Origin of the sequence: Acinetobacter lactucae (assembly GCF_013122135.1) — a bacterium.
Classification (GTDB): Bacteria; Pseudomonadota; Gammaproteobacteria; order Pseudomonadales; family Moraxellaceae; genus Acinetobacter; species Acinetobacter lactucae.
This window is the reverse complement of sequence record NZ_CP053391.1, coordinates 994,668-1,021,414: the sequence shown is the minus strand read 5'-3', so window position 1 is coordinate 1,021,414 and position 26,747 is coordinate 994,668. Positions and strand designations below refer to the sequence as shown.

The 26,747-nt window shown below is 37.8% G+C and carries 24 protein-coding genes; 12 read left to right on the top strand and 12 right to left on the bottom strand.

What is annotated here, in order from left to right; all coding sequences use genetic code 11:
• Positions 1-41 precede the first annotated feature (41 nt).
• The 5 genes from HLV59_RS04800 to HLV59_RS04780 are packed head-to-tail and all read left to right on the top strand — an operon-like array spanning position 42 to position 5,643.
• Entirely contained in the window at positions 42-791 is a 750-nt protein-coding gene (locus HLV59_RS04800) for a hypothetical protein (RefSeq protein WP_081173051.1), read from the top strand.
• Entirely contained in the window at positions 791-1,687 is an 897-nt protein-coding gene (locus HLV59_RS04795) for a hypothetical protein (RefSeq protein ID WP_062850007.1), read from the top strand. The genes HLV59_RS04800 and HLV59_RS04795 overlap by 1 nt, the downstream gene beginning before the upstream one ends.
• Positions 1,674-2,924 carry a glycosyltransferase family 2 protein gene (locus HLV59_RS04790; RefSeq protein ID WP_016146089.1) on the top strand — a complete coding sequence of 417 codons (1,251 nt, stop codon included), beginning with the start codon at positions 1,674-1,676 and terminating at the stop codon, positions 2,922-2,924. Before HLV59_RS04795 ends, HLV59_RS04790 begins: the two co-directional genes overlap by 14 nt.
• Positions 2,925-4,769 (top strand): hypothetical protein, encoded by a 1,845-nt coding sequence (locus tag HLV59_RS04785; RefSeq protein WP_171429436.1) that lies wholly within the window; start codon positions 2,925-2,927, stop codon positions 4,767-4,769.
• On the top strand, positions 4,747-5,643 hold the full coding sequence (locus HLV59_RS04780; protein ID WP_171429435.1) for an alpha-amylase family protein: 897 nt from the start codon (positions 4,747-4,749) through the stop codon (positions 5,641-5,643). Before HLV59_RS04785 ends, HLV59_RS04780 begins: the two co-directional genes overlap by 23 nt.
• Before the next feature lie 13 nt (positions 5,644-5,656).
• Here HLV59_RS04780 and HLV59_RS04775 read toward each other — a convergent pair whose 3' ends face one another.
• The gene (locus tag HLV59_RS04775) at positions 5,657-6,874 is read right to left on the bottom strand and encodes a tetratricopeptide repeat protein (RefSeq protein WP_216606756.1); all 1,218 of its coding nucleotides are present in this window, start codon (positions 6,872-6,874) and stop codon (positions 5,657-5,659) included.
• Positions 6,875-7,140: 266 nt separating this feature from the next.
• On the opposite strand from HLV59_RS04775, the gene HLV59_RS04770 reads away from it, so the two are divergent.
• Positions 7,141-7,842, top strand: a complete 702-nt coding sequence (locus HLV59_RS04770) for a VIT1/CCC1 transporter family protein (RefSeq protein ID WP_171429434.1) — start codon at positions 7,141-7,143, stop codon at positions 7,840-7,842.
• 117 nt (positions 7,843-7,959) lie between these two features.
• Positions 7,960-9,006, top strand: coding sequence for an NAD(P)H-dependent flavin oxidoreductase (locus HLV59_RS04765; protein ID WP_171429433.1), 1,047 nt, complete (start codon positions 7,960-7,962; stop codon positions 9,004-9,006).
• A gap of 36 nt (positions 9,007-9,042) precedes the next feature.
• On the opposite strand, the gene dusB is transcribed toward HLV59_RS04765, so the two are convergent.
• A complete protein-coding gene (gene dusB / locus HLV59_RS04760) occupies positions 9,043-10,068 on the bottom strand; it encodes a tRNA dihydrouridine synthase DusB (protein WP_016146096.1) in 1,026 nt (341 codons plus the stop codon).
• An 83-nt stretch (positions 10,069-10,151) separates the two neighbouring features.
• Here dusB and HLV59_RS04755 point away from each other — a divergent pair, with 83 nt between their 5' ends.
• On the top strand, positions 10,152-11,360 hold the full coding sequence (locus HLV59_RS04755) for a DUF1615 family protein (RefSeq protein ID WP_031949037.1): 1,209 nt from the start codon (positions 10,152-10,154) through the stop codon (positions 11,358-11,360).
• The gene (locus HLV59_RS04750; protein WP_016146098.1) at positions 11,327-11,983 is read left to right on the top strand and encodes an HAD-IB family hydrolase; all 657 of its coding nucleotides are present in this window, start codon (positions 11,327-11,329) and stop codon (positions 11,981-11,983) included. The genes HLV59_RS04755 and HLV59_RS04750 overlap by 34 nt, the downstream gene beginning before the upstream one ends.
• A gap of 25 nt (positions 11,984-12,008) precedes the next feature.
• Here the strand turns inward: HLV59_RS04750 and proB are convergent, their stop codons facing one another.
• The 8 genes from proB to uvrB form a co-directional block, all read right to left on the bottom strand.
• Entirely contained in the window at positions 12,009-13,142 is a 1,134-nt protein-coding gene (gene proB / locus HLV59_RS04745; RefSeq protein WP_031949038.1) for a glutamate 5-kinase, read from the bottom strand.
• 15 nt (positions 13,143-13,157) lie between these two features.
• Positions 13,158-14,378 carry an Obg family GTPase CgtA gene (cgtA, locus tag HLV59_RS04740; RefSeq protein ID WP_002118576.1) on the bottom strand — a complete coding sequence of 407 codons (1,221 nt, stop codon included), beginning with the start codon at positions 14,376-14,378 and terminating at the stop codon, positions 13,158-13,160.
• A 180-nt stretch (positions 14,379-14,558) separates the two neighbouring features.
• A complete protein-coding gene (locus HLV59_RS04735) occupies positions 14,559-15,233 on the bottom strand; it encodes a hypothetical protein (RefSeq protein ID WP_171429432.1) in 675 nt (224 codons plus the stop codon).
• Between the two features lie 11 nt (positions 15,234-15,244).
• Entirely contained in the window at positions 15,245-15,970 is a 726-nt protein-coding gene (locus HLV59_RS04730) for a hypothetical protein (protein WP_016146102.1), read from the bottom strand.
• A 149-nt stretch (positions 15,971-16,119) separates the two neighbouring features.
• Positions 16,120-17,577, bottom strand: a complete 1,458-nt coding sequence (locus HLV59_RS04725) for a glyceraldehyde-3-phosphate dehydrogenase (protein WP_005067858.1) — start codon at positions 17,575-17,577, stop codon at positions 16,120-16,122.
• A 216-nt stretch (positions 17,578-17,793) separates the two neighbouring features.
• Positions 17,794-18,741: an EamA family transporter RarD gene (gene rarD / locus HLV59_RS04720; protein WP_171429431.1), complete on the bottom strand. Its 948-nt coding sequence runs from the start codon at positions 18,739-18,741 to the stop codon at positions 17,794-17,796.
• A 110-nt stretch (positions 18,742-18,851) separates the two neighbouring features.
• Positions 18,852-19,439 (bottom strand): lipocalin family protein, encoded by a 588-nt coding sequence (locus tag HLV59_RS04715; protein WP_125697510.1) that lies wholly within the window; start codon positions 19,437-19,439, stop codon positions 18,852-18,854.
• A 93-nt stretch (positions 19,440-19,532) separates the two neighbouring features.
• Complete coding sequence (gene uvrB / locus HLV59_RS04710; protein ID WP_171429430.1) at positions 19,533-21,554, bottom strand: excinuclease ABC subunit UvrB; 2,022 nt, start codon at positions 21,552-21,554, stop codon at positions 19,533-19,535.
• Positions 21,555-21,734: 180 nt separating this feature from the next.
• Here uvrB and HLV59_RS04705 point away from each other — a divergent pair, with 180 nt between their 5' ends.
• Together HLV59_RS04705 and HLV59_RS04700 are read left to right on the top strand one after the other, a co-directional pair.
• Positions 21,735-22,526: an A1S_2505 family phage non-structural protein gene (locus HLV59_RS04705; RefSeq protein ID WP_171429429.1), complete on the top strand. Its 792-nt coding sequence runs from the start codon at positions 21,735-21,737 to the stop codon at positions 22,524-22,526.
• A 174-nt stretch (positions 22,527-22,700) separates the two neighbouring features.
• The gene (locus tag HLV59_RS04700) at positions 22,701-24,140 is read left to right on the top strand and encodes a sensor domain-containing diguanylate cyclase (protein WP_171429428.1); all 1,440 of its coding nucleotides are present in this window, start codon (positions 22,701-22,703) and stop codon (positions 24,138-24,140) included.
• A 31-nt stretch (positions 24,141-24,171) separates the two neighbouring features.
• Here the strand turns inward: HLV59_RS04700 and HLV59_RS04695 are convergent, their stop codons facing one another.
• Complete coding sequence (locus HLV59_RS04695; protein WP_002118942.1) at positions 24,172-24,351, bottom strand: hypothetical protein; 180 nt, start codon at positions 24,349-24,351, stop codon at positions 24,172-24,174.
• A 207-nt stretch (positions 24,352-24,558) separates the two neighbouring features.
• On the opposite strand from HLV59_RS04695, the gene HLV59_RS04690 reads away from it, so the two are divergent.
• Complete coding sequence (locus HLV59_RS04690; RefSeq protein WP_171429427.1) at positions 24,559-25,794, top strand: pyridoxal phosphate-dependent aminotransferase; 1,236 nt, start codon at positions 24,559-24,561, stop codon at positions 25,792-25,794.
• 53 nt (positions 25,795-25,847) lie between these two features.
• On the opposite strand, the gene HLV59_RS04685 is transcribed toward HLV59_RS04690, so the two are convergent.
• On the bottom strand, positions 25,848-26,690 hold the full coding sequence (locus HLV59_RS04685) for a DMT family transporter (protein WP_171429426.1): 843 nt from the start codon (positions 26,688-26,690) through the stop codon (positions 25,848-25,850).
• Positions 26,691-26,747 lie beyond the last annotated feature (57 nt).

Sequence of the window (26,747 nt, the reverse complement as noted above, 5' to 3'; positions counted from 1 at the left end):
AGTATAAAAATTAACATTACAAGAAGGTAGCCATAGCTCGCATGCAACAGCAACAAAAGAACCCTGGAAGAACACTCGTCTTATGGATTATCGCAGCTCATCTATTTATGGGCATAGTGGCTTATGAGTGGTTGCCTGTAAGTTTTAGAGGAAGCTGGATCTTTATTCTTATTCTTTTAATTTCTGGGGCTTTTTTACAAGTCGGTGCATCTTTAATTGTTGGTTTAATTGCGTTCGTAGGCGTTGCAGTATATTTCTTACTCGATTTAGGAGCTCAGACACATATTGAGAGGCAGCTCCTTTTACTTTTTATTATTCCCCTCATTCCACTTTTTCTCAGTGCTATACGCCACAATATTGAAATTAATGTTCAAAAATATCGCGATATTCAAAGTTATGACCGGAATTATCGCCGTGATATTTTCCCACTCAGCGCACTCAAATATTTTCAACGTAGCTTCTTTAAGCTTCTTGATCATCATCACATACAAGACTATGAAGTCTTTGAAATTAGAATTCTCAACCGAAGCTTAATTAAAGAAATGTTAGGCGATGATGTCTGGAAAACCACACAAAATGAGATGATCAAAATTTTAAGCCAACATCATCCACAAGAAATTGTTTTCCAGTTTGCTGATGATGATCTTGAAAATATATACAGTATTGTAATTCGCAAGCAAAAAACGGATGAAGATCCCGATTTCATTAAAAAGCTAAAAGAAATTATGACCTTGCGGCTTGAAGTAGAATACAAAATTATTCAAATTCCACCTGAAGAGGAGATGACTTAATGTCTAATCTCTTTAATATCTGTGGAATTATTATTGCATCTAGCCAGTATCCTGATGCCACGTTACAACAGTTTTATCAGCAATATTATCATTGTGAAATTAAAGCAGAACAAACTAAAACAGAAGTTCAAAGTACAGATGACCTTTCCATGTTTTTCCCCTATCAAGATACATGGTGGCCTGTTTTTACAATTGACCAAATCAGTTCAGATAGTTTCCAACAGCTAATTCATAAAGGAATAAAGCCCGGCATTATATTACCGGATGAAGTTTTCAGCTTTTCTCATTATTTCTTACTCAAAGAAGCAGTCAGCCAAGGTGCTATTCCGATTGCACTTTTTAAACCTGAGCAACCTCAATATTTTGCAGCCAAAGCGACATTTTCGACTGCAATTGGCTTACGGCCACTGGCTGCTTTTGTAAGCAAAGGTTGGGATGAAAATTTAATTTCACAACCTGCGGGTAGTTATCTCATTCAATTTAATCCGTCACAGCTTCCTCTACCTTCTAGAGAAATTAAGCAAAAACAGCACTTATTTTATTCAGTTAAAAGTTTTAATGGCCATATTTCGGGTTATGAAATTATTGTTAATCCTCCTACAGATCTATCGGTAACAAATATTCGATACCCTCAACTCGGCATTTCTTGGAGGTTTAATAAGATTAATTATGTAAGTACGCCTGAAGAAGTAGAGACGAGCCTGATTGGCTACATTTTCATTGCATTAAGTACGGTTGTAGTTCCACTTGATCTTATTTTAACGAGTAATTATCCAAACCTTCTCGGTACATTTGGCAGCTATATTTCTTGGTTTTCACTGGTAGTCGGACTAATTTTATTGTTGTTACTTATCTCGTCTATTATCAGGAGGGTCCGAAAAAATGGCTCCAATTGATATTCTTTTCTTATTTGGCTTTTTGGGAATTTGGATTCCACAGGCATTTTGGGCGTGGCTAAGTTATCAAGCTTGGAAATATTCAAAGACAGCAGAAAAAGAGCTACAAAACCTTCCTATACCAGAGAGATGGCCCGTTTTGAGTGTCTTAATCCCTGCCTATAATGAAGGCGTTGTGATTGAAGATACTTTGCATGCAATTGCTCAACAAGATTATCCAGCCGAAGCATATGAAGTGTTACTGATTAATGATGGGTCAAAGGATAACACACTAGAAATTGCTGAGAATTTGGCACAAATTTATCCTTGTATAAAGATTGTCAATGTTCCTAAAGGCATGGGCGGCAAAGGTAAATCTAGAACACTTAATAATGGCTTACCTCATGCTAGAGGCGAATTGATTGTTGTCTATGATGCAGATAGTACGCCTGAACCCGATTGTGTTCGCTTGCTCGCTCAAACCCTGCTTGCCGATAAAAAATTAGTAGCCGTTAATGGAAAAGTAAGAACGCGTAATTGGCAAGACAGTATTTTGACCCGATTTATCGCAATCGAATTTATTTTTTTCCAATGGATTTTCCAAGGCGGTCGTTGGCAACGTTTTGAATTATCCACATTAATGGGTACAAACTATGTCATTTGGCGTGATGCTTTAGAAACCTTAGGTGGCTTTGATGAAAAGTCATTGGTTGATGATACAGAAATGAGTTTTAGGATTTTTATCGGCCAAAAACGAATTAAATGGGTACCCTATGCGATTGGTTGGCAACAAGATCCACCCTCTTTAAGTGTATTTGTTAAACAGCGCTCACGTTGGACTCAGGGTAACTTTTATGTAACTCGTAAATATTTACCCGTAGCATTAAGAACGCCTTTTCCTATCGGAATTGAAATTCTAAATAACATTATGTGCTACATACTTTTTGTACCCGCTTTATTCTGGAGTCATATCACTTTAACTCTCGGGTTACTGGATATTGCAGGTATTTCAGTTCCAGGGCCATTTACCACTTTGTGGGGGCTCTCATTTTGCCTATATGTTGCACAAATGTGGTTTACCCTTTCACTCGAAAAAGTCAAACCAGAACTCTACTTTTACTCTGTTATATCTTATGTAAGTTACTCACAAATCTTTCTTTTTATTGTATTTAAAGCCGCATATGACATGCTTAAAAATAAAATTCAGGGTAATTCCCTTCAATGGTATAAAACGGAACGTAGCAAGGAGAAAAAATAAATGAAAAAGACTTTTGATATTTATAAAACAGCTCAAGTGCTCCTTGCCAGCACCAGTCTTATGCTCGCCATGTCTACTCATGCCTACACATGGAAATTAGATGATATTAGTACCTCAACTAAATATACGGTGGAGCCTCATTTTTTCTATATTGGCAAAGGTGCTCAGTGGCAAAACATTCAATTTTCAAGTGATTACTCAACGGAAAGTGATACAACTTTACTCGTAAAATATGATGATAAACTCATTTATAACACCACGCTAAGTGGTGATGGGCAACTCAAATTTGACATCCCGGTAAGTCAGAGTGGCTTTCATCGTTTAGATTTTATTATTCAACAATATGCGAAACCCACTACGCTGAATCAAACCAAACAAACATTCTGTACAGAAGATATTGATCACTTAACTTATTTAAGTAATTCCCAAATCGACTTTACACCTATTCGCAATGAATACCGGTTAAAAGATTTACCAGATGCTTTATATAACCCACAAGCGAGAAGGCCCACCCCATTTGTTGGCATTTTAAAATATAACCGTAAAGAGATTATAGAAGCGTCCATGCTCGCTAGATTAGCAAGTTCATGGACCTCAATAACCCCTGTTGAATGGGTCGATTCAGGACAAATCAATTTAAATCCTGAAACCAACTTTATTATTGAAGTGATTCGCTCACCGACGCCATTAAAAGGCGGAGCATTAGTACAAATCACGAAACCTGTAGACGGTGTGCCTACTCTATCGATTACTTACCATTCCCAACAAGATTTAACGAGTGCAATAAATGGACTAATTAATCCTTCTTATGTACAACAATTGAGTACAGGAAACGCAATTTTTCCAAATACGATATCCAATCCCACTTGGGCTCAATTTAAAAAAATTAATACACTTGCCGATTTAGGTATTGAAGATTTCAGATTAAATCATGCTGAAAAAAACTTATATCTTGATTTTCCTTCGGTATGGCAACCAACCGATATTTTACAAGGACAAATTGCACTTCGTATCCAAAGTGGTCTATTAGAAGGTTCTAATATTACGGCTTGGATTGATGGTGGGCTTGCAGGAAGTATGAAAACAGCGGATCTTGCTTCCGATCCAGTAAACCGTCAGTTCAATATTTTTGCAAAAACCATTTCTAATACGACAAATTTTAGTCTAAAGCTAGAGAACTCAGTCATTGCTAATTCACAGTGTTTACCCACTGCTCATGGTTCGCTCTGGATTGATACAGCCAAGTCTACTGTAAAGCTACCTCATAAACTCAAAAATGGCGTAGCTGCAATTTCAATGACTTTAGCAACGACTCCGACTATTGCGATTGATGATCAATCTGGTGCATTAAATATCGCGATTGTATTAGGTCAAACAGCGAAAAAAATGCTTTTAACCCAAGCACCAATGCCTCTCAACCTAGTTCGTTATTTGCCTAGTGCACCTCAATCTATAAATGTGCGCGTAAATAAAGATATTTATCAACAACAGGTATTAATGCATCAGGATATTATTTATGCACCTGCGGCCCAAAATGGTTTCATTGTCAGTTATAACAATAATCGCTTTGATGTGATTACTGACTCACAAGGCGGTGCACAAGCTTTCATGCATCTTTGGGAAAAGATACAGCATAAAATTCCAAACAACGTGACAAAAATGCTGGTTTCAGAAAATGGGAATATCTATGTTTTACAAAAACTCATTGTCGGAAATCAAAAGGCACCTCTAGTCCAACAATCTTCTTTCTTCTTACTAGTTGTGATTATCTCTGCAATTATGATAATAATTATCTTCTTGTGGTACTGGTTAAGACGAAATAATGAAAAAACAGATACCAATTAAAATAGCTGCATTTATTATTTTAATTATATGTAGTGTTGTCGTATATGCGGGGCTTTTCAAACATCAAGGTCAAGCCCCTCATATTGAAGGAATTTTCTGGCAGCCCGACAATAATACAACGCCACCTGAGGGGAATTGGCACTACTTGGGTGTCGATACATTTGTTCCTCAATGGTCTGTGGTTGAATCTAAATCGTGGTGGAAAGAATCAAATTTTCCTCAATGGGAAAAAGCAATTAATTTAGAAAAAATTAAACAAGAGCCATGGGCAAAAAACGTTATATTGGGCCTGGCAGGTGAATATAATGAACCTAAAGCTCGAGCTAATGTTATTGAGTTAGGTGAAAAATCTACCCAAATTATAAAAGAACAAGAAATAGCACCTAAAGGTTATTACTTTCCAGTAGAAGCTGATCCAACTTGGCTACGAGTCAGTGCTTTAGGTCAGGTGCTATCGAAACTTCCTTCACCAGTCTGGGTGAGTATTTATAGTGGCGAAAGTGAGCCTGAAAATTATGATTTGTGGGTTAAAAGCTGGCTACCTGACCATACTGGAGTTTTTTTTCAAGATGGCGTTGGTGTTGGTGTTCGCTCACCTAAACAAGCCAAACATATTTTGGAACAACTTGAACATAAACTTGGAAAAGACAAAGTAATTATAGTGTTAGAAGCTTTTAGGGTAAAAAAGAATGGGCAATTTAGAGCCGCATATCCTTGGGAAATTATTTCTCAGCTAAAAGCATATGAAGGCAAAACTGTTTATATTTTTGATGGTCCTCATTACATGAGCCGCTGGTGCGTTAATATTGTGAGCTTATGGTACCGTCTCACTTATGGTGGTATTCCTACCACCATACATCGAATCAAACAGTAAAAACCCTTAATTATTAAAAATCCTTATAAAAAACGAGTTCTACTCGGGTATTGTTGTAATGATCTTTCGTATTTACTGGCACATCTTTAAAGTAATTGCCATATAATCGTTCTACACGTAATTTTATAGGTTGATAATTAAAAGGCTGCCATGAAATACCTGGACCATATTCAAATAAATTATTGTAATATTCATCTTTAGTATCAGCTAAACCATGCAATTTCAAATAAGCCTGTACAGTGCCCGCTTCTCCTTTATAGACATTCAAACCCGTGCGTAATCTCAAATCACCAATAACGTTATAATCTTCTCTAGAATAAGTTGCTGCATTGCCATATAAATCAGTGAAGTAATCATTAAAACAAAGTGACTGATTACAACTACTTTGAGAATACCACTCTTGATAACCTGTCACCCCACCGACAACACTTTCACGAAACTTATCTCTATTTCGATCAATCAGATCGTAGCTTCCCCCCACTTCTAAATACATGCGCACAGGTATAGAAGTCCAAGGTTGATAATTAGCGCCTACACCTAGAGTTACTGCATTTTCATCAATAATTTCAGGTCGTACTCCGCCCTGAGATTGAGTATCGCGGTTTAAATTTAAAAAGCCATACACCTGTGCTCGACCATTATCGAGGTTCTTACCATAACGGGCTTTAAGTGGGAAAATTACATCGTCATAACGTGACTCATATGAAGGGGCAAAATACACATCACGGAAATAAGTTTTGACCTCTCCTCCACTTAGATTTTTTACAGCCTGTGTCGCTTTAGTCGCAATATCAGCGTCTTTAGATTGGGTAAGCTCTTTAAAAACTACCAACGCCTCTTTATTATTTTTTTGAGAATTTAGTAGATAAGCTTCTTGGAGTTTTAAATTATCATCTGCTGGATCTAGTGCCTCTGCTTTTCTTAAACTTTGTAAAGCTGCTTCTTGTTTCCCCATCCTAATCTGTAAATAAGTTAGACTTTTCCAGACTTTAATATCTTGTGGTGTCATCTCTCCAAGTTCTAATAATAACTTCTCAGCATTTTCAGGTTGAGTTTTCTCAATTTTATAAAATTGGTCCCATTTATCATAAATCGGATTACCCGGTTTATAGTCTTGATTCACAATCTCTTGGGCAAATGTAGTCTCAATACTTAACAGGCCTAAAGCTGGACAGATCGAACCAATAACGATAAAAGAACGGGTTAGAGATTTTATTGTTTTGCTATTCATTGAGACCTCTAGAGTAAAGTGAATAGAATGTTTGCGTAGAAATAAAATTAAAATTTAATCAATAAGTATTATAATTAAACTTATAAATTACACTGTTTAAGTCTGTAGAAGGATTCCATAAGCCGTTCATTTTATCTCCTTTTATATTATGTTTTAGAAAGTACTTATCTGATTGTTTTTCCTATAATGACACATTTTTTAATCGTTTTATTGTAAATAATCTTATAGGATAAGATAAAAATTTATAACTACAAATAGGGGAAAATATGTCCTTTTCTCAACATCCAGAACATCATTTTATTCATCGCTCAGGTTGGTTAAGGGCAGCCGTATTAGGCGCTAACGATGGAATTATTTCCGTTACTAGCCTAATTATGGGAATGGCTGCAAGTGGGGCCACTGCTCATACCCTTCTTATTACTTGTATTGCTGGTTTAATTTCCGGTGCAACTTCTATGGCTGCTGGAGAGTATATTTCTGTAAAATCACAAGAAGATATTGAAAAAGCAGACTTAAAGTTTGAGGCACAAGAACTCAAAAAGCATCCACAACGTGAACTGGATGAACTCACCCAAATTTATATATCAAGAGGTTTAGAACCTGATTTAGCTCTACAAGTTGCTACTCAACTTACAAATCATGATGCATTAGGGGCTCACGCACGCGATGAAATTGGCATTCATGAAAATACCGCAGCAAATCCTATCCAAGCCGCGTTAGCTTCAGCTGGCTCATTTTCATTTGGTGCTTTGTTTCCTATGCTGGCTATTTTACTCAGCCCGGAAGTTTGGATCGAAAAAACCGTCTTAATATTCGGCATTATTTCATTGGCTTTTTTAGGAGCGCTATCAAGTCATTTTGCGGGCACTTCTAAGCTTAAAGGAAGTTTACGTATTACCTTGTGGGGAATTTTAGCGATGGCTTTTTCAAGCTGGATCGGGTCTTTATTTCAAGTTACTCCACTTTAAAAAATCAGAACTTATTAATATTGAAGAACTAAATATTTAAAAACTAAATGCCCAATATTATTTGCGCTTGGTTCTGATTTCACGTTATGGTGAACACAAAGAAATGAGGTGAATAAAATGACCCTATTACAACAACTTGAAATTAAACATCCGATTTTTCTTGCGCCTATGGCAGGTGTATCTACACCTGAACTTGCAGCAGAAGTTTCTAATCAGGGTGGTCTTGGGTCCTTAGGTTTAGGTGCAAATACGGCGCAAAGTGCACGTGAACTGATTTTAAAAACTCAAACACTTACAGAAAAATCATTTCAGGTTAATTTTTTCTGCCATCACCCCGAACAACTGAATTCTCAAACCTCAACACAATGGATTGAATATTTACGTCCACAATTTGAAAAGTTTGGAGAACAGCCACCTCAAAACTTAAACTGTATTTATCCAAGTTTTCTTGATAACGATGATTTTCTAAATGTCGTATTAGAAACCAAACCTAAAGCTGTCAGTTTTCATTTTGGAATTCCTCATCCCCATCAAATTCAGGCATTAAAAGATGCTGGAATTATCACTATGGTGTCTGCTACCAATTTAGTTGAAGCTCAAGCCATTGAAGCGGCCGGTATTGATATTATTATTGCTCAAGGTATTGAAGCAGGCGGCCATCGTGGAATCTTTAATAAGACCTTTGATGCAGCAATCAAAACAAGTGATTTAGTACATCTAATTGTCCAACATTGCAAACGCCCTGTGGTAGCTGCTGGTGGAATTATGAACGGAGCACAAGCACGACATATGTTGAGCTTAGGAGCTACTGCTGTTCAACTCGGAACAGCATTTGTTCAATGCCCAACTTCAAATGCATCTGCCGAATATCGTAAAGCTTTATTTAATGAGTCTGTGACGCAAATCAGCGCCAGTCTTTCTGGACGTCCTGCACGTGGCCTGCTCAACCATTGGCATACTCAAATTGATCTACCCGATCGCCCTCCTCAACCAGAATATCCATATACCTATGATTTGGCTAAGCAACTCAATGCAATTGCAAGCAAGAATAAAGACTATGGCTTCGGTGCTTTTTGGGCAGGTAGTAATGTTTCGCAAATAAGAGAGCTAGATGCTGCTGATCTGGTTAACCAGTTAGTCGTAGAAATGTTAGAAGATGAGTAAATCTAAAAAAGCCAGTAACCGTATACTGGCTTTTATTTAATGAGTTTCTAGTAAATTAACTTGCTCAACTTGTACATCACTCATCAAATTTCCTTCAGCCAATAGCTGATTAAAATAGTTTTCGACTACTACTGCTTGTTCAGCAGTACTTTCAACTTTATACATATTTTGGCGGAATTCGTTACTTGAACGTAATCCTTTGGTGTACCAAGCAATGTGTTTACGAGCAATACGGCATCCAGAATATTCACCATAAAATTGATAAAGTTCTGATAAATGCCCAAGTAATACCTGTTTCACCTCTTCAATATTAGGTGCAGCTAAGTACTCTCCAGTTTTTAAATAATGAGCAATTTCACGGAAAATCCATGGTCGGCCTTGAGCAGCACGACCAATCATGATTGCATCAGCTCCTGTATAGTCGAGCACATATTTCGCTTTTTCAGGACTATCAATATCACCGTTCGCAATAAGTGGAATATTGATTAATTCTTTAACATGTTTGATTAAATCATAGCGTGCCGTATTTAAATACATATCTTCACGGGTACGGCCATGTAACGCTAGCGCAGCAATTCCTGCTTCTTCTGCTCTCTTTGCGACTCTTAAAATATTTTCTTGACCATTTAAAAAGCCCAAACGGGTTTTTAAAGTCACAGGAACATCAACAGCTGCGACAACCGCATCAAGAATTCGCGCCACCAAGTCTTCATCTTGTAATAATGCTGAGCCGGCAAGTTTGTTACATACTTTCTTGGCTGGACATCCCATATTGATATCAACAATTTGTGCGCCATTTGCGACTTGATAACGTGCAGCCTCTGCTAACTGTTCAGGATCAGAACCTGCAATTTGAGCAGAGATTGGGGCGAGTTCACCATCAAAATTTGCACGGTAGAGGCTCTTCTTGCTCATCCGCAAAGTTTTATCGGCAGTCATCATTTCACTGACGGCATGGCCGGCGCCAAAATACTTGCAGAGTGTTCTAAATGGACGGTCAGTGACTCCGGCCATAGGAGCAACAATTAAATTATTTGACAGTTGATAGGGACCAATATACATATATATTCATACAATTGATGATCAACATAGTATACTTCATCCGCTTAATCGGCTCATCTTTTTATGCAGGTGCTTTCCTCGCCATGAACAAACCGTTGTCTTCCCGTTTTTTATTAAAATCATTCGGCATGGCTGCCGTATGCATGAGTTTAGCTGCTTGTGGTGATAAAGCTTGGTGGTCAAACAATGATGAGCCTGAACTAGAAAGCCAACAGATTAAACGTCTAATCCCATCGCGTGTGAATGATCGTGAGTCTTGGGCTAATGATATCGATGATATTATGCAAGACTTAGATGTACCTAAAACTAAAAAAAATGTATGCAGCATTATTGCCGTGGTGGATCAAGAGTCGAATTTTGTAGCAGACCCCCAAGTCCCTGGGTTAGGCACAAAAGCAGTTCAAGAAGTAAATACTCGTTTACAAGAAAAATTCGAAGCTAAACTAGGTCAAAAAATTGGTGGTACAGTTGCAGGCTATTTTGAAGAAGTTCTTAAAACCCAGCCATCACCAGACGACAATTATATGAGTCGGATGCGTAAAGTTAAAACCGAGAAAGAACTCGATTTACTTTATCGTGAAATTTTCGATTTTATGGCCAAGCATTATCATGTCAGCGCTTTAACAGGCGCTGCTAAACTAGTTGGGCAAGATATTGGCGAAAAAATGAACCCTATTACGACTTTAGGTTCTATGCAAGTGCATATTAATTATGCCAAAGCCAATAAACGCTCTAGCATGAATATCGCAGAACTTCGTAATGATTTATACACCCAATATGGCGGTTTATATTACGGTATTCATCGTTTAATGAGTTATCCAGCTAATTATGATAAGGCTATTTATCGTTTTGCTGATTATAATTCAGGTATGTATTCCAGCCGAAATTCAGCATTTCAGAGTATGTTGAATGATTTAACGGATGTTGAACTAGGATTAGATGGTGATTTACTTCTTTACACAAAAGATGGTGATGTACGATCAGCTCCAAGTCAGTCCGAAAAAGAACTCATTACTGTATTTGCAAAAAATAATATTTTGGTTACCCCAAGACAAATTCGTGATGATCTTAAATTAGAAAAAGAGAAAAAGTTTGAAAGTACACAAACCTATATTGCCCTGACTAAACTTTATAAAGCTAAGACAGGTAAAGAACCTATCTATGCGATTATGCCCCAAGTAGTTATTTCTGGGCCAAAATTAAGTCGTGACTATAATACTAACTGGTTTGCAACCCGCGTAAACGGACGATATGAATCATGTATGCAAAGAGCGAAAAGAATAAGACTATAAATAATCTCGCCCTATTCGATTTTGATGGAACCTTGTGTAGTAAAGATAGTTTTACAGGGTTCATCTTTTATGCTTTATCTAAGCGTCACATTGTTAAGCAAGGCTTGAAAATTCTGCCATGGATTCAAGCCTACTATCTTAACTTTTATCCAGCTCATGCCATGCGTGCCAAGTTATTTCGCAGCATGTTTAAAGATACCCCTGCAATTGAATTACAAAGATTAGGTGAAGAATACGCCCAAGAGTTAGTTTCTGCGCTTTCGCCTGAAATTTTCACTCAGTTACAACACCATCAGTTGCGTGGTGATCGAGTAGTATTAGTTTCGGCTTCAATTGATGTCTATCTTGCTCCACTTTGCAAGTTATTAGATATCGAGTTGATTTGTACCGAAACTCAAATTAAAAACGGCATGATGACGGGTTACTATTCCACTCCGGATTGTAGTAGTGAACAAAAGAAGTTAAGAATACATCAGCAATATACGCTACAACATTACCATCAGATTTATGCTTATGGCAATAGTTCAGAAGACCTAGACATGCTCAGTCTCGCCACACATCCCTATATGGTAGGTGAAGATCGTGATTTACCTCGCTTAACACCAGAAAAAAAGCTCGCATAAAGCGAGCTTTTTATTTGAATATAACTTAATAAATTGCCATATGATCACGATGAATCATTTCAAGTGAACGGGCTTCACCAAGCACTTGATAAACCTTATCAGAGGCTAAGCCTTTAATAATTTCAGCAGATCGCGAGCTAAAATTCACTCGACCCACTGCAATACGTTTACCTTGTTTATCAACACATTCAACCACATCACCACGATCAAAATGCCCTTCTACAGTCTTAACTCCAACAGGGAGCAAACTGCGATGCTTCAATTTAATCGCTTCAACAGCACCATCATCAATCACAAGACGACCTGCTGTTTGTAAATGAGCAGCAAGCCACTGTTGATGAGCAGTCATGCGGTCTTTATCAGTAGTAAACAAAGTACCAAGCATCTCACCTGCCATCGCACGTGACAGGACATTATCACTTTCACCACTCGCGATGAGCGTTGGGCAACCCGATTTAGCAGCTAAACGTGCAGCACGAACTTTAGTGACCATTCCACCACGCCCGAGTACACCACCACCACCAGCCATGTCGAATAAATCATCATCCATAGCACGAACGGTAGACATTAATTTAGCATCAGGATTATGACGTGGATCTGAGTCAAACATACCTTGCTGATCCGTTAAAATAATCAGCAATTCTGCGTGAACCTGACCTGCAACCATCGCAGCTAAGGTATCATTGTCACCAAACCGGATCTCATCGGTAGACACCGTGTCATTTTCATTAATGACCGGAATCACACGCCAATCAATCAAGTTTTGCAAAGCATCACACGAGTTCAGATAACGACGGCGATCTGCCAAATCATCATGAGTCAATAAGACCTGAGCAGTACGAATACCATGATTTTCAAGCACACTAGACCAAGTATGAATTAAGCCCATCTGCCCAATTGCAGCACAGGCTTGTAGACTGGGTAGATCGGTGGGTCGACTCGCAAGCTTCATACGAACCATACCTTCTGCTACAGCTCCTGATGACACTAAAATAATTTCGTGTCCTGCATTGTGTAGATCTGCAATCTGTTTCGCCCAATGCGAAATAGCATCCAGATCTAAACCTTGCCCATTAGCTGTAAGTAAAGATGATCCGATTTTAACAACGATTCGTTTACACTCACTGAGCTGACGTTGCCCATCGACCACTTCTATCATGTTTCCCTCGGTTTTCTAGTCACGAACGTAGATGACTTCTACATCATTGTCGTCTTCATCATCGTCAAAATCGTCATCGTCGTCCATCATGCTTTCGAGACGTTGTGCTCGACGCATTGCACGATATGCTTCTTTTGCCGCAATGGTTTGTTCACGTGTTTCAACTTCTAGTTGTTCACGGAAAGCTCTTACTTCTGCTGCATATTCAGGATCTTCAACTTCGCGTTCGCGTTGTTGTTCAATCTGATCCATCAGGTAATACACAACTTCTTTTGTACCTTCGCTTAATAAGCCTGATGTCTTAAAGACAGGTCCAGTCCACTCTAGTTCATCTAGAATATGCTGACACCACTCTTCACGGCTTTCTTCAGCAATCTGATCAAGTTTATTGAGTACTAAAACAACTGGTAATTTCGCCAAAGTAGGTGAAAACTTAGCCAACTCGTTCATAATTGCTTTTGCATTATGCGCTGGATCTGAACCATCGATTGGTTGTACATCAATAATGTGTAAAAGAATACGAGTACGTGCCAAATGCTTAAGGAAGCGAATTCCTAAACCTGCACCCTCTGCCGCACCCTCGATTAATCCGGGGATATCGGCCATTACAAATGAACGATGGCGGTCAGCATCGACTACACCCAAGTTTGGAACCATGGTTGTAAATGGATAATCTGCTACTTTTGGTTTTGCAGCACTTACAGCACGAATGAAAGTAGATTTACCGGCATTTGGCATACCCAATAAACCAACATCTGCCAATACTTTTAATTCAAGACGAATTTCGCGGAACTCACCTTTTGTACCAGTCGTACATTTACGCGGCGCGCGGTTAGTTGATGATTTAAAGTGAGTGTTACCTAAACCACCTTCACCACCACCAGCAACCAGAATTCTTTGGCCGTCTTCAACCAAATCGCCAATAATATCGCCTGAATCTGTATCAACAATTGTTGTACCAACGGGTACTTTTAAAACCACATCTTCACCACCACGTCCAGTACAGTTAGCACCTGCACCGTTTTTTCCACGCTCAGCACGGAATTTACGTGTGTAACGGTAATCGACTAGCGTACTTGTATCGTCATCAGCTTGAATATAGATACTTCCACCACGTCCGCCATCACCACCATCTGGGCCACCAAATGGTACAAATTTTTCACGGCGAAAACTGGCTACGCCATTGCCACCGTCGCCAGCCTCTACGGTAATGACTGCTTCATCAACAAAGCGCATCTGCCAATCCTCTAAAAACTCTAAAACCGCCTATTCTGCCATATTTTCATAAAATTCTCGAATATAAAATGGAACTATTCCATTTATAACGATCTGTTTTATCTTTAATCCACAAGATACTTTTGGATTTGCAAATAGGATTCTTATAAAAAATAAAATTTAACCAATTTTATTTAATTATCAAGGATGCACATTGCGCAGAGGTAAAGTCATTTGCATATCAAGATTGGCTTTTGTTTTTGTCACAGAATTATACATGATGGCATTAAATGATGAGATATTCCCCATTTCCATAGGATCATTCACATCTAGGCTTGGTTTAAACTGATGTTTCACCGATAAATTTACAGGCTCATCGAATTCAAAATAAACAGGCCCATCAAAAACAATTTTAACGGGCACGGTATAACTACGTTTTAAATTAAAAGGCACATCCAACTTAATAGGAATATCTAATTTAAGTGGAAATTTTGGCAAGAATTTACTTTGATAAACCAAATCCGTAGTAGTTTCTAAAGGCATAACCTGATCAATTTTTAGAGTCGTTGAATAGTCAACACTTACTGTAATTGGTGTTTCTACAGCAAAATTTAAATCTGCCAAATATTTTCCTTTTAAAGGTAAAGTTAATTGGCGGTCTATATCTAATGTTGTATCAAGTTTACCAATCGACTGAACTTGTAACGTATTGCCAACTTGAATCTTTGTTTCTAAAGAATCAGGTAAACTAATATCAGCATTATGAGCCGAGACGACTAAATTTGCCTGAATGTTGAGATAAACCCAAAACATAATAGCCGCAAGAATCATCATTAAAAAGAAACTGATTAACATACTCTTGAGTGAACGAAACATTAGCATCCACCCTATTGATCAGCTGTCGTTTGAGATTTTTCTGAGCCTAATACTCGATTTAATCGCATAGTGGACAAAGGAATTTTTAACTCACCATTTGCAATTTTAACAGGCAACGTATTTTTCACATCAACCGAAGCATCTAACGCTGTTTTGACAGGTACATTTAAATTCCCCTCAATTGGGATATTCGTATCTAATCTTGCTTTTAAAGGAATATGTAGATTTTCTTTTAATACTGTGCGTACCGGCGCATCAAATTTTAAATGAACGTTTTGCTCAAGCGGGACACTAATATCAATTGGCACATCAAGTTTTAATGGAATTGTTCCTTTCAATGGCAACGTAATATCACGTCCCAAAACTCTCACTTGAACCTTAGTATCAATTGGTAAATTTTGCTCAACTTTTAAAGTTTCTTTGACAGGAATGGTTGTGCTAATCGGCACCATATTATCGAAGTAAACACGCGGAGTTAATGTTTGTGTTAATGGAATATTCAGTTGCTCATCAATTGGAATGCTGGCATTCACCCGCCCTTTTACATCCACATTTAAAGCATCTTGTACTTTAACTTTAACCTGTAATGGTTCTTGCAAATCAATAGCAACAGCCTGATTTTTCAGTGGAATATAAATATTAAAATGTTTGAATACCCATATTGCAATCAGAACACCACATAAATTGGCAATAATGATGAATATAAAAACGACCAATAAACGTTTAAACTGCGACAATTCCTTTCCCTTACTATTTTCTTTTTTTCCTTAATTTGTATTCTCATTTATTTACAAAAAATAGTCAGCATATATTTTGTACGGTTATAAAAAAACCCAGTCTAAACTGGGTCTTTTTGTGAAAATATTTTATAGATCGTTAAATGATCTTAAGCATTCAATTCTGCTGGAATTTTTTTATAGCTTACGCCGCACATTTGTTCAGCGATACGTAATACTTGGCAGCTATAACCAACTTCGTTATCGTACCAAACATAAGCCGTTAAACGGTTACCAGAAGTAATCGTTGCTTGAGCGTCGTATACGCCTGCTGTACGAGAACCGATAAAGTCACTCGATACAACTTCAGTCGAGTTGGTATAACCAATTTGACCTTGAAGGCTAGAGTTAATCGAGATTTGACGAATGTATTCGTTGACTTCTTCACGATCAACTTCTTTATCAAGCGTTAAGTTCAAGATTGCAAGAGATACGTTTGGTGTAGGAACACGTACAGAGTTACCAGTTAACTTACCTTTCAATGCAGGTAATGCTTTAGCAACTGCTTTAGCTGCACCAGTCTCTGTAATTACCATGTTCAAAGTAGCAGCACGGCCACGACGATCTGCTTTATGGTAGTTATCGATTAAGTTCTGGTCATTTGTAAATGAGTGAACAGTTTCAACATGACCGTTAAGAACTTTATATTTGTCATCCAATACTTTAAGAATTGGAGTAATTGCATTTGTTGTACAACTTGCAGCAGAGATGATTTTGTCTTCATCTAAGATATCTGTGTTGTTTACACCAAATACAACGTTTTTCATTTCGCCTTTACTTGGTGCAGTCAATACAACACGTGCAACGCCTGGGCATTTCAAGTGTTGGCTTAGACCTTCAGCATCACGCCATTTACCAGTGTTGTCGATTAAAAGTGCATTTTCAATACCGTATTCAGTATAGTCAACTTCACTTGGGCTAGACGCATAAATTACTTTAATGAAGTTACCGTTAGCAATGATTGCTTCGTTTTCTTCATCAACAGAAATTGTACCAGCGAAAGTACCGTGAATAGAGTCACGACGAAGTAAAGAAGCACGTTTTGCCAAGTCACCGTCAGAAGACTTACGTACAACGATTGCTTTAAGGCTTAAACCACGACCTAAACCTGATTGACTAATGATTAAACGAGCCAAGATACGACCAATACGACCAAAACCGTAAAGAACTACATCTTTAGGTTGTTCAGAAGTTGCGCTACCTTTGATTGACTCAACTGATTGAGCAACAAAAGCATCAACATCACCGCCTTTTTCTTTGTATTCAACAGCAAGTTTACCGATATCAACTTCTGCAGAACCAATATTTTCAACTTTTGCTAAAGCTTCTAAAATTGGGAATGTGTTTACAACAGAAAGCTCAACGTCTACAACACGTGTACGACGGTGAGTTTTCAAAATTTGGATAACAGAACGGTTAATTAAAGAGCGACCGTAAACAGATACGACAATATTTTTTTCACGGTATAATTGACCGATTAATGCAATCATACGTTCCGCGATTTCTTCACGGTTTTTCCAACGGCCTTGGTGTTCAGCGTGCAGGGCGATGATAGTGTCTTTGCTCACAGATACGTCCTCTAATTAATTATATCTAGGCGTGATTTTTAAAACCCCGTAATTGTAATGGAATTATTGGCAAGAATGAATCAAAAGCTGACGTTAGTGACTAGATTTTCCTAAAATTCATCATAAATTCATAAAATACCTATAATTATTTTTTATTATCTTATTGTTTAAATCAGCTAAATTTTTGCTTTTTCTTACTTTTTAGATTGTAACGAACTAATTGAACTCATCATTTTTTAATCTTTTTTGATATTTCGTGATATTAAGTTGCAGATTTTGGGCTTTTTGCCGTTGTTGATAAAGATGAATTGCCCCTTCTAAAACGAGTACAAAAACAGCACACCAAATCGGAATATAAGTGAACCATTCTTCCTGACCAATACTCTCCCCTAAAACTAAAGAAGCTAAAGCAAGTAATACTGGCTCTAAATATCCCAACAGGCCAAACACAACTAAAGGTAGAAAACGACTCGCGAGAATATAACTTCCCAGCCCAATAGCACTTAGAATTCCAAGGCCTACAATGACCAAGCCAAGCGTAGGCTGATCAAAAAATTTACTATATGGCAGTAAACCTGTATGTGTTAAATAAACCGCAACTGGCATGATAATGACCAAATCCCACCAGAAGCCACCTAAGTTGTCTGTTTTAATTTTCTTACGTAATAAAAAATAAGCTGAATAGCCAACTGCTACCAATGCAGTTTCCCAAGCAATGCTTCCTAAACGCCATATCTCATGACTAACTCCAATGACTGCAAGAATAATTGCGACCCATTGAAATTTTGATATTTTTTCGCCATACAGCACACTTCCAGCCAATACTAGAACAAGCGGCAATAGAAAATATCCTAAAGATACTTGTAGGCCTCGCCCATGCATAGGCCCCCACAAAAAAAGCCAAAGTTGTACTGAAGTTAAAACGGAGGTGATGATTAACAACAATAATAAAGATGGCTTAGCCAAAATACGCTGATAGATATTTTTGATATACGCTAAATCACCACTCCACCACATAAATAAAGTAAGGAACGGTAATGTTGCAATAATCCGCCATCCAAAAGTTTGCTCACTATCTAGCTGGCTTAATAATTGAGTATAAAAATAAAGTACACCAAAAGTGAATGATGCCATGACAGACAAGATCACGCCCTTAAACATCATCAACCTCTTAGACTTTAGTAAAAATAGCTCCCTACAATACTTGATTTATCCACTATAAAAAAGAAAAAACCATGTAAAAACATGGATTCTTCTTAACCCGACATACACCATTATTCTTTATGTTCTGTACGGATAACATCTCGGATATCAAAACCTAATGTTTTTGCATAATTTAGATATTCATCTACCACTTCTTGCTCAGGATGAGGAGTTCTTGATAGAACCCAAAGATATTTACGTGAAGGCTCGCCTACTAAGACCGTCTGATAGTCTTCATCAAGTTTTAAAATCCAGTAGTCCCCGCGAATTACTGGAATCCACCTTACCGCTTCAGGTAAAAAACTAACTTTCAATTTAGTGTTATATGGTGGGTTAACCACAAAGGCTTCCCCGATAGATTGCTGTAATTGTTTTCGATTATCGTAACAGCGATTATCTACAACTACATTTCCATTTTCGTTTAAGGTGTAAGTTGCTGATACGTTATAAGCACATTTTTTCTGGAAAAATGCAGGCTTACGAGCGACTTCATACCAGACACCTAAATATCGGTCCAGTTCAACTTTATAAACAGTTTGCAACGGTTTCGGCTGAGCATAGACATAGGTTCCAACAGCTAAACCAGCCAAAACGACACCGCCCAACGCAATTTTAGCCAGACGCCAACTGGCTTGCGGAACATTATTTCGAAATGCCATTGTTGCCCTCAACGATTAGTTGTGAATGCAAAAGAACTCAAATATCTACAGTAGCTTGTTTTTTAAACACATTATGTAGCGTTATGTATTCGTTTATTGCAACATTTGCGCTTTTAGTCGAATGATTTCATCACGTATCCGTGCTGCCTGTTCAAACTGCAAATCTTTCGAAGCTTTTAACATCTCTTTTTCAAGCTTAGTAATATGCTTACTAAACAATTTTGGATCAGAGAGAATATGCCTTTCATCGGCACTTAAAGCTTGTGCTTGTTCAAGCACCTTCTCATCAATTTCATCATCTGAAAGCACTTCGCCTGAATCAATTTCTTTGATGACCTGACGAACAGCACTACGTGGCGTAATACCATGCAACTCGTTGAACTCGATTTGTTTAGCTCTACGGCGCTCAGTCTCATCTATTGCTTTTTGCATAGAATCAGTAATTCGGTCAGCATATAAAATTGCTTTACCTTTTATGTTACGCGCAGCTCGGCCAATCGTTTGAATGAGTGAACGCTCTGAACGTAAAAAACCTTCTTTATCTGCATCTAAAATAGCAACTAAAGAGACTTCTGGCATGTCGAGACCTTCACGTAGTAAGTTAATACCAACGAGAACGTCGAAGACACCTGTACGTAACTCATGAATAATTTTGACACGTTCAACCGTATCAATATCTGAGTGTAAATAAGCGACTTTAACCCCGTATTCTTTTAAATAAGAAGTGAGGTCTTCTGCCATACGTTTTGTTAAAGTGGTTACCAACACACGTTCATTTAGGTTCTTACGAATATTAATCTCAGAAAGAACATCATCAACTTGAGTTAATACAGGACGAACTTCAATTTCAGGATCGATTAGTCCTGTTGGACGTACCACTTGCTCAACCACTTGGTCAGACTTTTCCAGCTCATATTTAGCTGGTGTCGCACTTACAAAAATGGTCGTCGGTACAATACGCTCCCACTCTTCAAATTTCATTGGTCGATTATCAAGTGCACTTGGCAAACGGAACCCGTAATTCACTAAATTTTCTTTACGTGATCGATCACCTTTATACATCGCCCCAATTTGCGGAACAGTAACGTGTGATTCATCAATAATCAACAATGCATCTTCTGGTACATAATCAAATAAAGTTGGAGGCGCTTCACCAGCTGGACGACCAGACAAATGTCTCGAATAGTTTTCGATACCATTGGTATAGCCCAACTGTTGCATCATTTCCAAATCATAGCGGGTGCGCTGCTCAATACGCTGGGCTTCCAACAATTTGTCATGTTCACGGAAGAATTTAAGTTGATCTTGCAACTCATCTTTAATCGTATCAATGGCACGAGTCAGATGATCTTTTGGCGTTACATAGTGACTTTTTGGATAAATCGTAACACGTGGAACTTTACGAACCATTTTACCGGTTAGCGGATCAAACCAACGGATGGAATCAACCTCGTCATCAAATAGTTCAATACGAATCGCATGTTGATCAGATTCGGCAGGGAAAATATCAATAATTTCGCCGCGAATTCGATATGTACCACGTAAGAACTCAAGTTCATTACGCGTATATTGCATTTCAACTAAACGACGAATAATTTCATCACGACTTACACGATCACCCTCAACCACATGCAGTAACATTTGCATATAGGCATTTGGGTCGCCCAAACCATAAATTGCAGATACCGAAGCCACAATAATTGCATCACGACGCTCTAATAAAGCTCGTGTTGCTGACAATCGCATCTGGTCGATGTGATCATTAATGGCTGCATCTTTTTCAATAAATGTATCTGAGGATGGAACGTAAGCCTCAGGTTGATAGTAATCATAATAGCTTACGAAATACTCAACCGCATTATTTGGGAAAAACGCTTTAAACTCTCCATAAAGCTGGGCAGCTAAAGTTTTGTTATGGGCCATCACAATTGTAGGTCGCTGTGTTTGAGCGATTACATTTGCCATGGTATAGGTTTTACCCGAGCCAGTTACACCCAGTAATAACTGATTACGAAAACCATGCTCGATACCATTTACCAGCTTTTCAATGGCCTGTGGCTGATCACCTGCTGGCTGATAATGAGTGACCAAATCAAAAGGTTGATTTTCGTTCAAAGTTATCTCTCTTTATGAAAAAATTGAATTTAACGTCTTCCCTTTTAATGGGGATTTTTATCTTAATTTAAAGTCTAAATTGGGCTGGAAATTCAATGTAAAAGATTAAGCATCTTAACACTTGACCAATACCCTAATCGGTTGCAACATGAAGCTATCCATTAAACAAAAAGTATAACCATGACCTATCAATATCATGATGAAAGTATTGTAACCGAACTTCCCGAAGATACAGTTTTTGTATTTGGAAGTAATCTTGCCGGACAACACAGTAGCGGTGCAGCACGTGTGGCAAGTCAGCACTTCGGAGCAGTTGAAGGTGTAGGTCGTGGCTGGGCTGGACAAAGCTTTGCAATTCCAACTTTAAATGAACACATTCAACAAATGCCACTTTCCCAAATTGAGCACTATGTTGAAGACTTCAAAATTTATGCAAAAAACCATCCTAAAATGAAATATTTTGTTACTGCTTTAGGTTGTGGTATTGCGGGTTATAAAGTTTCCGAAATTGCTCCACTTTTTAAAGGTATTTATCACAACGTTATTTTTCCAGAATCTTTTAAACCTTATGTTGAAGATAATGCGGTATCTCAGTTTCCGACTTTAACTCAAAAGATGGTACAAAGTTTCATAAACGATGAAGTTATTTTTTACTTTAATTATGGCAGTGAATCTTTTGAAGAAGCTTTAGATAAAACTGATTTATCAGATGCTGAAAAAGCCATAGCGCTTATTGTTTTAAATGAAGAGTTGTATCCGCGAGATCGTTATGGACGAGGCCGTGACCATGAGCTTAATGATATTTTAGGTAAGCTCAATGGTAAAATTTTCAATCTTCATGGAAATTCTGAGGGTGCCATGATTTTTGTGAGTGCTGTCGTTGCACTCATGGAACTTTACGATTTTGATGAACAAGACTTTATTAAACTATGGCGTGGCGAAAAAAACATTGATCACCCTATTAATCGTTAAGTTTTCTTATAAATTTATGAGCTAAGCAGATAATCTCTGCTTTCTCCTTATTTATTTTTACTTACATTTAATCTTTTTATTTTTAATTATTCTAATAGATTTAAACTCTTTATCCTCCCAAATATTAATTTTTCTCATTATACTTCAAGGCAAACTGAATACTTAAAGAAACACATGGAAACTTTAGATTCTTCGATTTTTGACCTTAGCCCCATTCCAATGTGGATTGAGGATTTCAGTGAAGTTAAACAACAATTTGATTTATGGAGAAATCAAGGTATTGAAAACCTTTATGATTTTTTAAATCAAAATAAACATTTAGTTATCGAATGCGCCCATAAAATTAAAATAGTTCGTGTTAATCAAAAAACCTTAGAACTTTTTGAAGCAACAACACACGAAGAACTATATTCGAATTTGAATCTTATTTTTAAAAAGGAAATGTTCGAATCACATATTTATGAGCTTGAAGCGTTATGGAATGGTAAAACCCATTTTTCAAGCACTACTGTAAATTACACCTTATCAGGAAAACGTATTGATGTTCAGTTAAGAGGGTCCATTTTACCTGATTCTGAATCCACTTTTGAACGGGTATTAATTACTACCGAAGATATCACCCCATATCAAAATGCACTTCGTCAGGAAGAGAAAAATCGTCGCTTAGCTGAATCTATGTTTATTTACTCACCTACATCTCTTTGGGTCGAGGATTTCAGCCGTATAAAGAATAGAATTGATCAACTTAGGCTATTGGGAATTGAGGACTTTAGAACTTTTTTAGATGTCCATCCTGAATTTGTCCGCCAATGTATAGAAGATATTTTAATTTTAGATGTTAATCAGGCGACTCTTGATTTATTTAAAGCTCCTGATAAGTCGACACTTTTAAGAAATACACACAAGATTTTTGCTGAAGAAATGATTGAAACCTTTCGGGAGCAACTCATTGAATTATGGCAAGGTAATATTCATCATAAACGTGAAGCTATTAACTACGCTTTAGATGGCCAAATAAGAAATGTGTTGCTTCAATTTACCGTTTTTCCCGGATATGAAGATACATGGGGATTGGTACAAGTTGCATTGACAGATATTACGGCTCGGAAAAAAGCAGAAAACTATCTTGAATATTTAGGACAACATGATGTCCTTACCAAACTCTATAACCGTGCTTTTTTTACAGAGGAACTTAATCGTTTAAACCGAAGTATTATTCGTCCTGTTTCTTCAATTTTTTTAGATATGAATGGTTTAAAGGAAACAAATGACCAGTTTGGACATGATATTGGAGATGGTTTATTACGTCGTGTTGGAAATATTTTAAGTCAGGCTATTTCAAATACAGCCTATACAGCATCTAGAATCGGTGGTGATGAGTTCGTGATTTTAATGCCGGGGGCAGATGAAGCGAATGTTCAAATTATGCTTCAAACGATTCAAGAGCTTTTTAATATCGACAATCAATATTATTCAAGCCATCCAGTTAGTATTGCAATTGGACATGCAACCACTCAAACAAATGAACAAATTGAGGACATGTTAAAGCGAGCCGACCACCACATGTACCAAAAGAAAAAAAGTTATTATCAGGAAATTTTACTCAATCCATAAAAAAAACAGGCATATTGCCTGTTTTTCAAAATTAGCGTTTTCCCATAGAACGACGTGTACCACGTGGAGGCATCCAAGTTCTATCTGCGTATTGCTCTGGCTTTGGACGCACTTGGTTGTGTACCGCATCGTCGGCTTGATTGCTTTCATTCGGCATTGGGAATGGCAATTTCACCAAAGCCTTTTTCTGTTTTGGCTGTTGCTCAGTCATGATTCATTCTCGAAATTTCGATTGCCAGTTATTATAAATGATTTTTCTCACTTCTTTCCAAAAAAGCTTCAATTGTATAAATCTTGCTTAAGAATATTACTAAACTAAACTTTTTTACATCTGAGCAGGATCACATCCGCAAATTGCTTAATTTTTGCGATAAGATAGGATGCTTTTTATTTTTAATCCCATAAGAGGAATATTGCCGTGGACGTACGTCTTTCTGATCGTGTCAATGCTATCAAACCGTCCCCTACACTTGCTGTAACGAATAAAGCTGCTGAGCTTAAAGCTGCAGGCAAGAACGTGATTGGTTTAGGCGCTGGCGAGCCAGATTTTGATACCCCTCAACACATCAAAGATGCTGCAATTGAAGCGATTAATAATGGTTTCACCAAATATACGGCTGTAGATGGTACTCCTGGGTTAAAAAAAGCAATTATTGCTAAATTTAAGCGTGATAATAATCTTGATTATCAAGCGAATCAGATTTTGGTTTCATGTGGTGGTAAGCAAAGCTTCTTTAACTTGGCGCTTGCTCTATTAAACAAAGGCGATGAAGTGATCATTCCAGCACCTTTCTGGGTAAGCTATCCAGATATGGTCATTATTGCTGAAGGTACTCCAGTCATTGTGAAATGTGGCGAAGACCAACGTTTCAAAATCACTCCTGAACAATTAGAAGCTGCGATTACACCTAACACTCGTCTAGTGGTATTAAACAGTCCATCTAACCCAACAGGCATGATTTATAGCAAAGCTGAATTAGAAGCTTTAGCTGAAGTTTTACGTCGTCACCCACAAGTATTTGTTGCATCTGACGATATGTATGAACCGATTCGTTGGGAAGATGAGTTCTATAACATCGCAACTGTTGCTCCAGATTTATATGACCGCACAATTGTTTTAAACGGTGTGTCTAAAGCATATGCAATGACAGGTTGGCGTATTGGCTATGCGGCCGGTCCAGGAAAAATCATTGGCGCAATGAAAAAGATCCAATCACAGTCAACTTCTAACCCGACTTCTATTTCGCAAGTTGCTGCTGAAGCTGCATTGAATGGTCCACAAGACGTTTTACAACCTATGATTGAAGCGTTTAAACGCCGTCATGACTTAGTTGTAAATGGCTTAAATGATATTAAAGGGATCTCTTGCTTACCTGCTGATGGCGCTTTCTATGCCTATGCAAACATTCGCCCTCTTATTCGTGCAAAAGGCTTAAAGTCTTGCACAGAGTTCTCTGAATGGTTACTAGAAGAAACTGGCGTAGCAGTAGTTCCTGGTGATGCATTTGGTTTGGGCGGTTTTATGCGTATTTCATATGCAACAGCTGATGAAGTACTTGTTGATGCATTAGCACGTATCAAAAAAGCTGCTGACTCAATTGAAGGTGTAGATGCTGCTATCGCTTCAATTGAAGCTGAAAAAGCTGCGAAATAATCTGCATTTTGCATAAAAGGGGTTCTCTTGAGAGAACCCCTTTTTTAATTCACTTATGCATTTTTGGTTTTTTGAGGTCTTACATAAATAACCAATAAAATTCCAAACAAAACCATAAAACTCGATAAAATCACTCGCCCTGTCACAGCCTCATTTATAAATAGGCTTCCACCTATAATTGCCAAACATGGCACACTTAGCTGCACTGTACTCGCTGTCACTCGATCAATATGCTTCAAAATTGCATACCAAAGTACATAAGCCCCACTTGAAGTGACACCACCAGACAAAATCGCTAAGGTCCATCCTTGCACGTCAATATATCGATCTTCGGCAAGTAATATATTCGCCAACAAAACGATTGGCACAGCTAGCGTAAAATTTGCCAACGTACTACCAATAGGTTGCGTCATATTGCGACCAGCAATGCTATATCCAGCCCATGCTAAACCAGACATCACCATAATTAGAGCATATTCCCAATCAGGCGCTTGAGCACCGGGTAATAGCAAAACAATGATTCCAGCTAAAGCAATACCTAAGCCTATACCACGGTATCTGCCAATCTGCTCACCTTGCGAATAGCCATAAAGCACCATGGTCAGCTGTACAACCCCAAACAATAGTAAAGCACCAATACCAGCATCGATTTGAAGGTATGCATATGAAAATGCCAAAATATAAACTGCTAGAAAAAATGCGTTTTTTAAACTCCATTGGACTTTGGCTTGAGACGATTTTGAATATAAAAACAGCCCCAATAAAACAACTGCACCGCTTCCCACTCGTACTAGGCTAAAAGTCATTGGGTCAATATGTTCGCCTGCCAGAGCCAAACGACACAATACAGAATTTGCTGCAAAAGCCGCCATTACAAGTGCAATTTTAAAAAGCATTGTCCTTATGCTCCTGTTATTTCTTATAGTGTAAAAGAAGTCTTTCTTATCTATCTA

Excerpts from the sequence above, each read along its gene's own strand:
- HLV59_RS04800 (WP_081173051.1), top strand. The coding sequence starts at position 42 with ATGCAACAGCAACAAAAGAACCCTGGAAGAACACTCGTCTTATGGATT.
- HLV59_RS04795 (WP_062850007.1), top strand. The coding sequence starts at position 791 with ATGTCTAATCTCTTTAATATCTGTGGAATTATTATTGCATCTAGCCAG.
- HLV59_RS04790 (WP_016146089.1), top strand. The coding sequence starts at position 1,674 with ATGGCTCCAATTGATATTCTTTTCTTATTTGGCTTTTTGGGAATTTGG.
- HLV59_RS04785 (WP_171429436.1), top strand. The coding sequence starts at position 2,925 with ATGAAAAAGACTTTTGATATTTATAAAACAGCTCAAGTGCTCCTTGCC.
- HLV59_RS04780 (WP_171429435.1), top strand. The coding sequence starts at position 4,747 with ATGAAAAAACAGATACCAATTAAAATAGCTGCATTTATTATTTTAATT.
- HLV59_RS04775 (WP_216606756.1), bottom strand. The coding sequence starts at position 6,874 with ATGAATAGCAAAACAATAAAATCTCTAACCCGTTCTTTTATCGTTATT.
- HLV59_RS04770 (WP_171429434.1), top strand. The coding sequence starts at position 7,141 with ATGTCCTTTTCTCAACATCCAGAACATCATTTTATTCATCGCTCAGGT.
- HLV59_RS04765 (WP_171429433.1), top strand. The coding sequence starts at position 7,960 with ATGACCCTATTACAACAACTTGAAATTAAACATCCGATTTTTCTTGCG.
- dusB (WP_016146096.1), bottom strand. The coding sequence starts at position 10,068 with ATGTATATTGGTCCCTATCAACTGTCAAATAATTTAATTGTTGCTCCT.
- HLV59_RS04755 (WP_031949037.1), top strand. The coding sequence starts at position 10,152 with ATGAACAAACCGTTGTCTTCCCGTTTTTTATTAAAATCATTCGGCATG.
- HLV59_RS04750 (WP_016146098.1), top strand. The coding sequence starts at position 11,327 with ATGTATGCAAAGAGCGAAAAGAATAAGACTATAAATAATCTCGCCCTA.
- proB (WP_031949038.1), bottom strand. The coding sequence starts at position 13,142 with ATGATAGAAGTGGTCGATGGGCAACGTCAGCTCAGTGAGTGTAAACGA.
- cgtA (WP_002118576.1), bottom strand. The coding sequence starts at position 14,378 with ATGCGCTTTGTTGATGAAGCAGTCATTACCGTAGAGGCTGGCGACGGT.
- HLV59_RS04735 (WP_171429432.1), bottom strand. The coding sequence starts at position 15,233 with ATGTTTCGTTCACTCAAGAGTATGTTAATCAGTTTCTTTTTAATGATG.
- rarD (WP_171429431.1), bottom strand. The coding sequence starts at position 18,741 with ATGATGTTTAAGGGCGTGATCTTGTCTGTCATGGCATCATTCACTTTT.
- HLV59_RS04715 (WP_125697510.1), bottom strand. The coding sequence starts at position 19,439 with ATGGCATTTCGAAATAATGTTCCGCAAGCCAGTTGGCGTCTGGCTAAA.
- HLV59_RS04705 (WP_171429429.1), top strand. The coding sequence starts at position 21,735 with ATGACCTATCAATATCATGATGAAAGTATTGTAACCGAACTTCCCGAA.
- HLV59_RS04700 (WP_171429428.1), top strand. The coding sequence starts at position 22,701 with ATGGAAACTTTAGATTCTTCGATTTTTGACCTTAGCCCCATTCCAATG.
- HLV59_RS04695 (WP_002118942.1), bottom strand. The coding sequence starts at position 24,351 with ATGACTGAGCAACAGCCAAAACAGAAAAAGGCTTTGGTGAAATTGCCA.
- HLV59_RS04685 (WP_171429426.1), bottom strand. The coding sequence starts at position 26,690 with ATGCTTTTTAAAATTGCACTTGTAATGGCGGCTTTTGCAGCAAATTCT.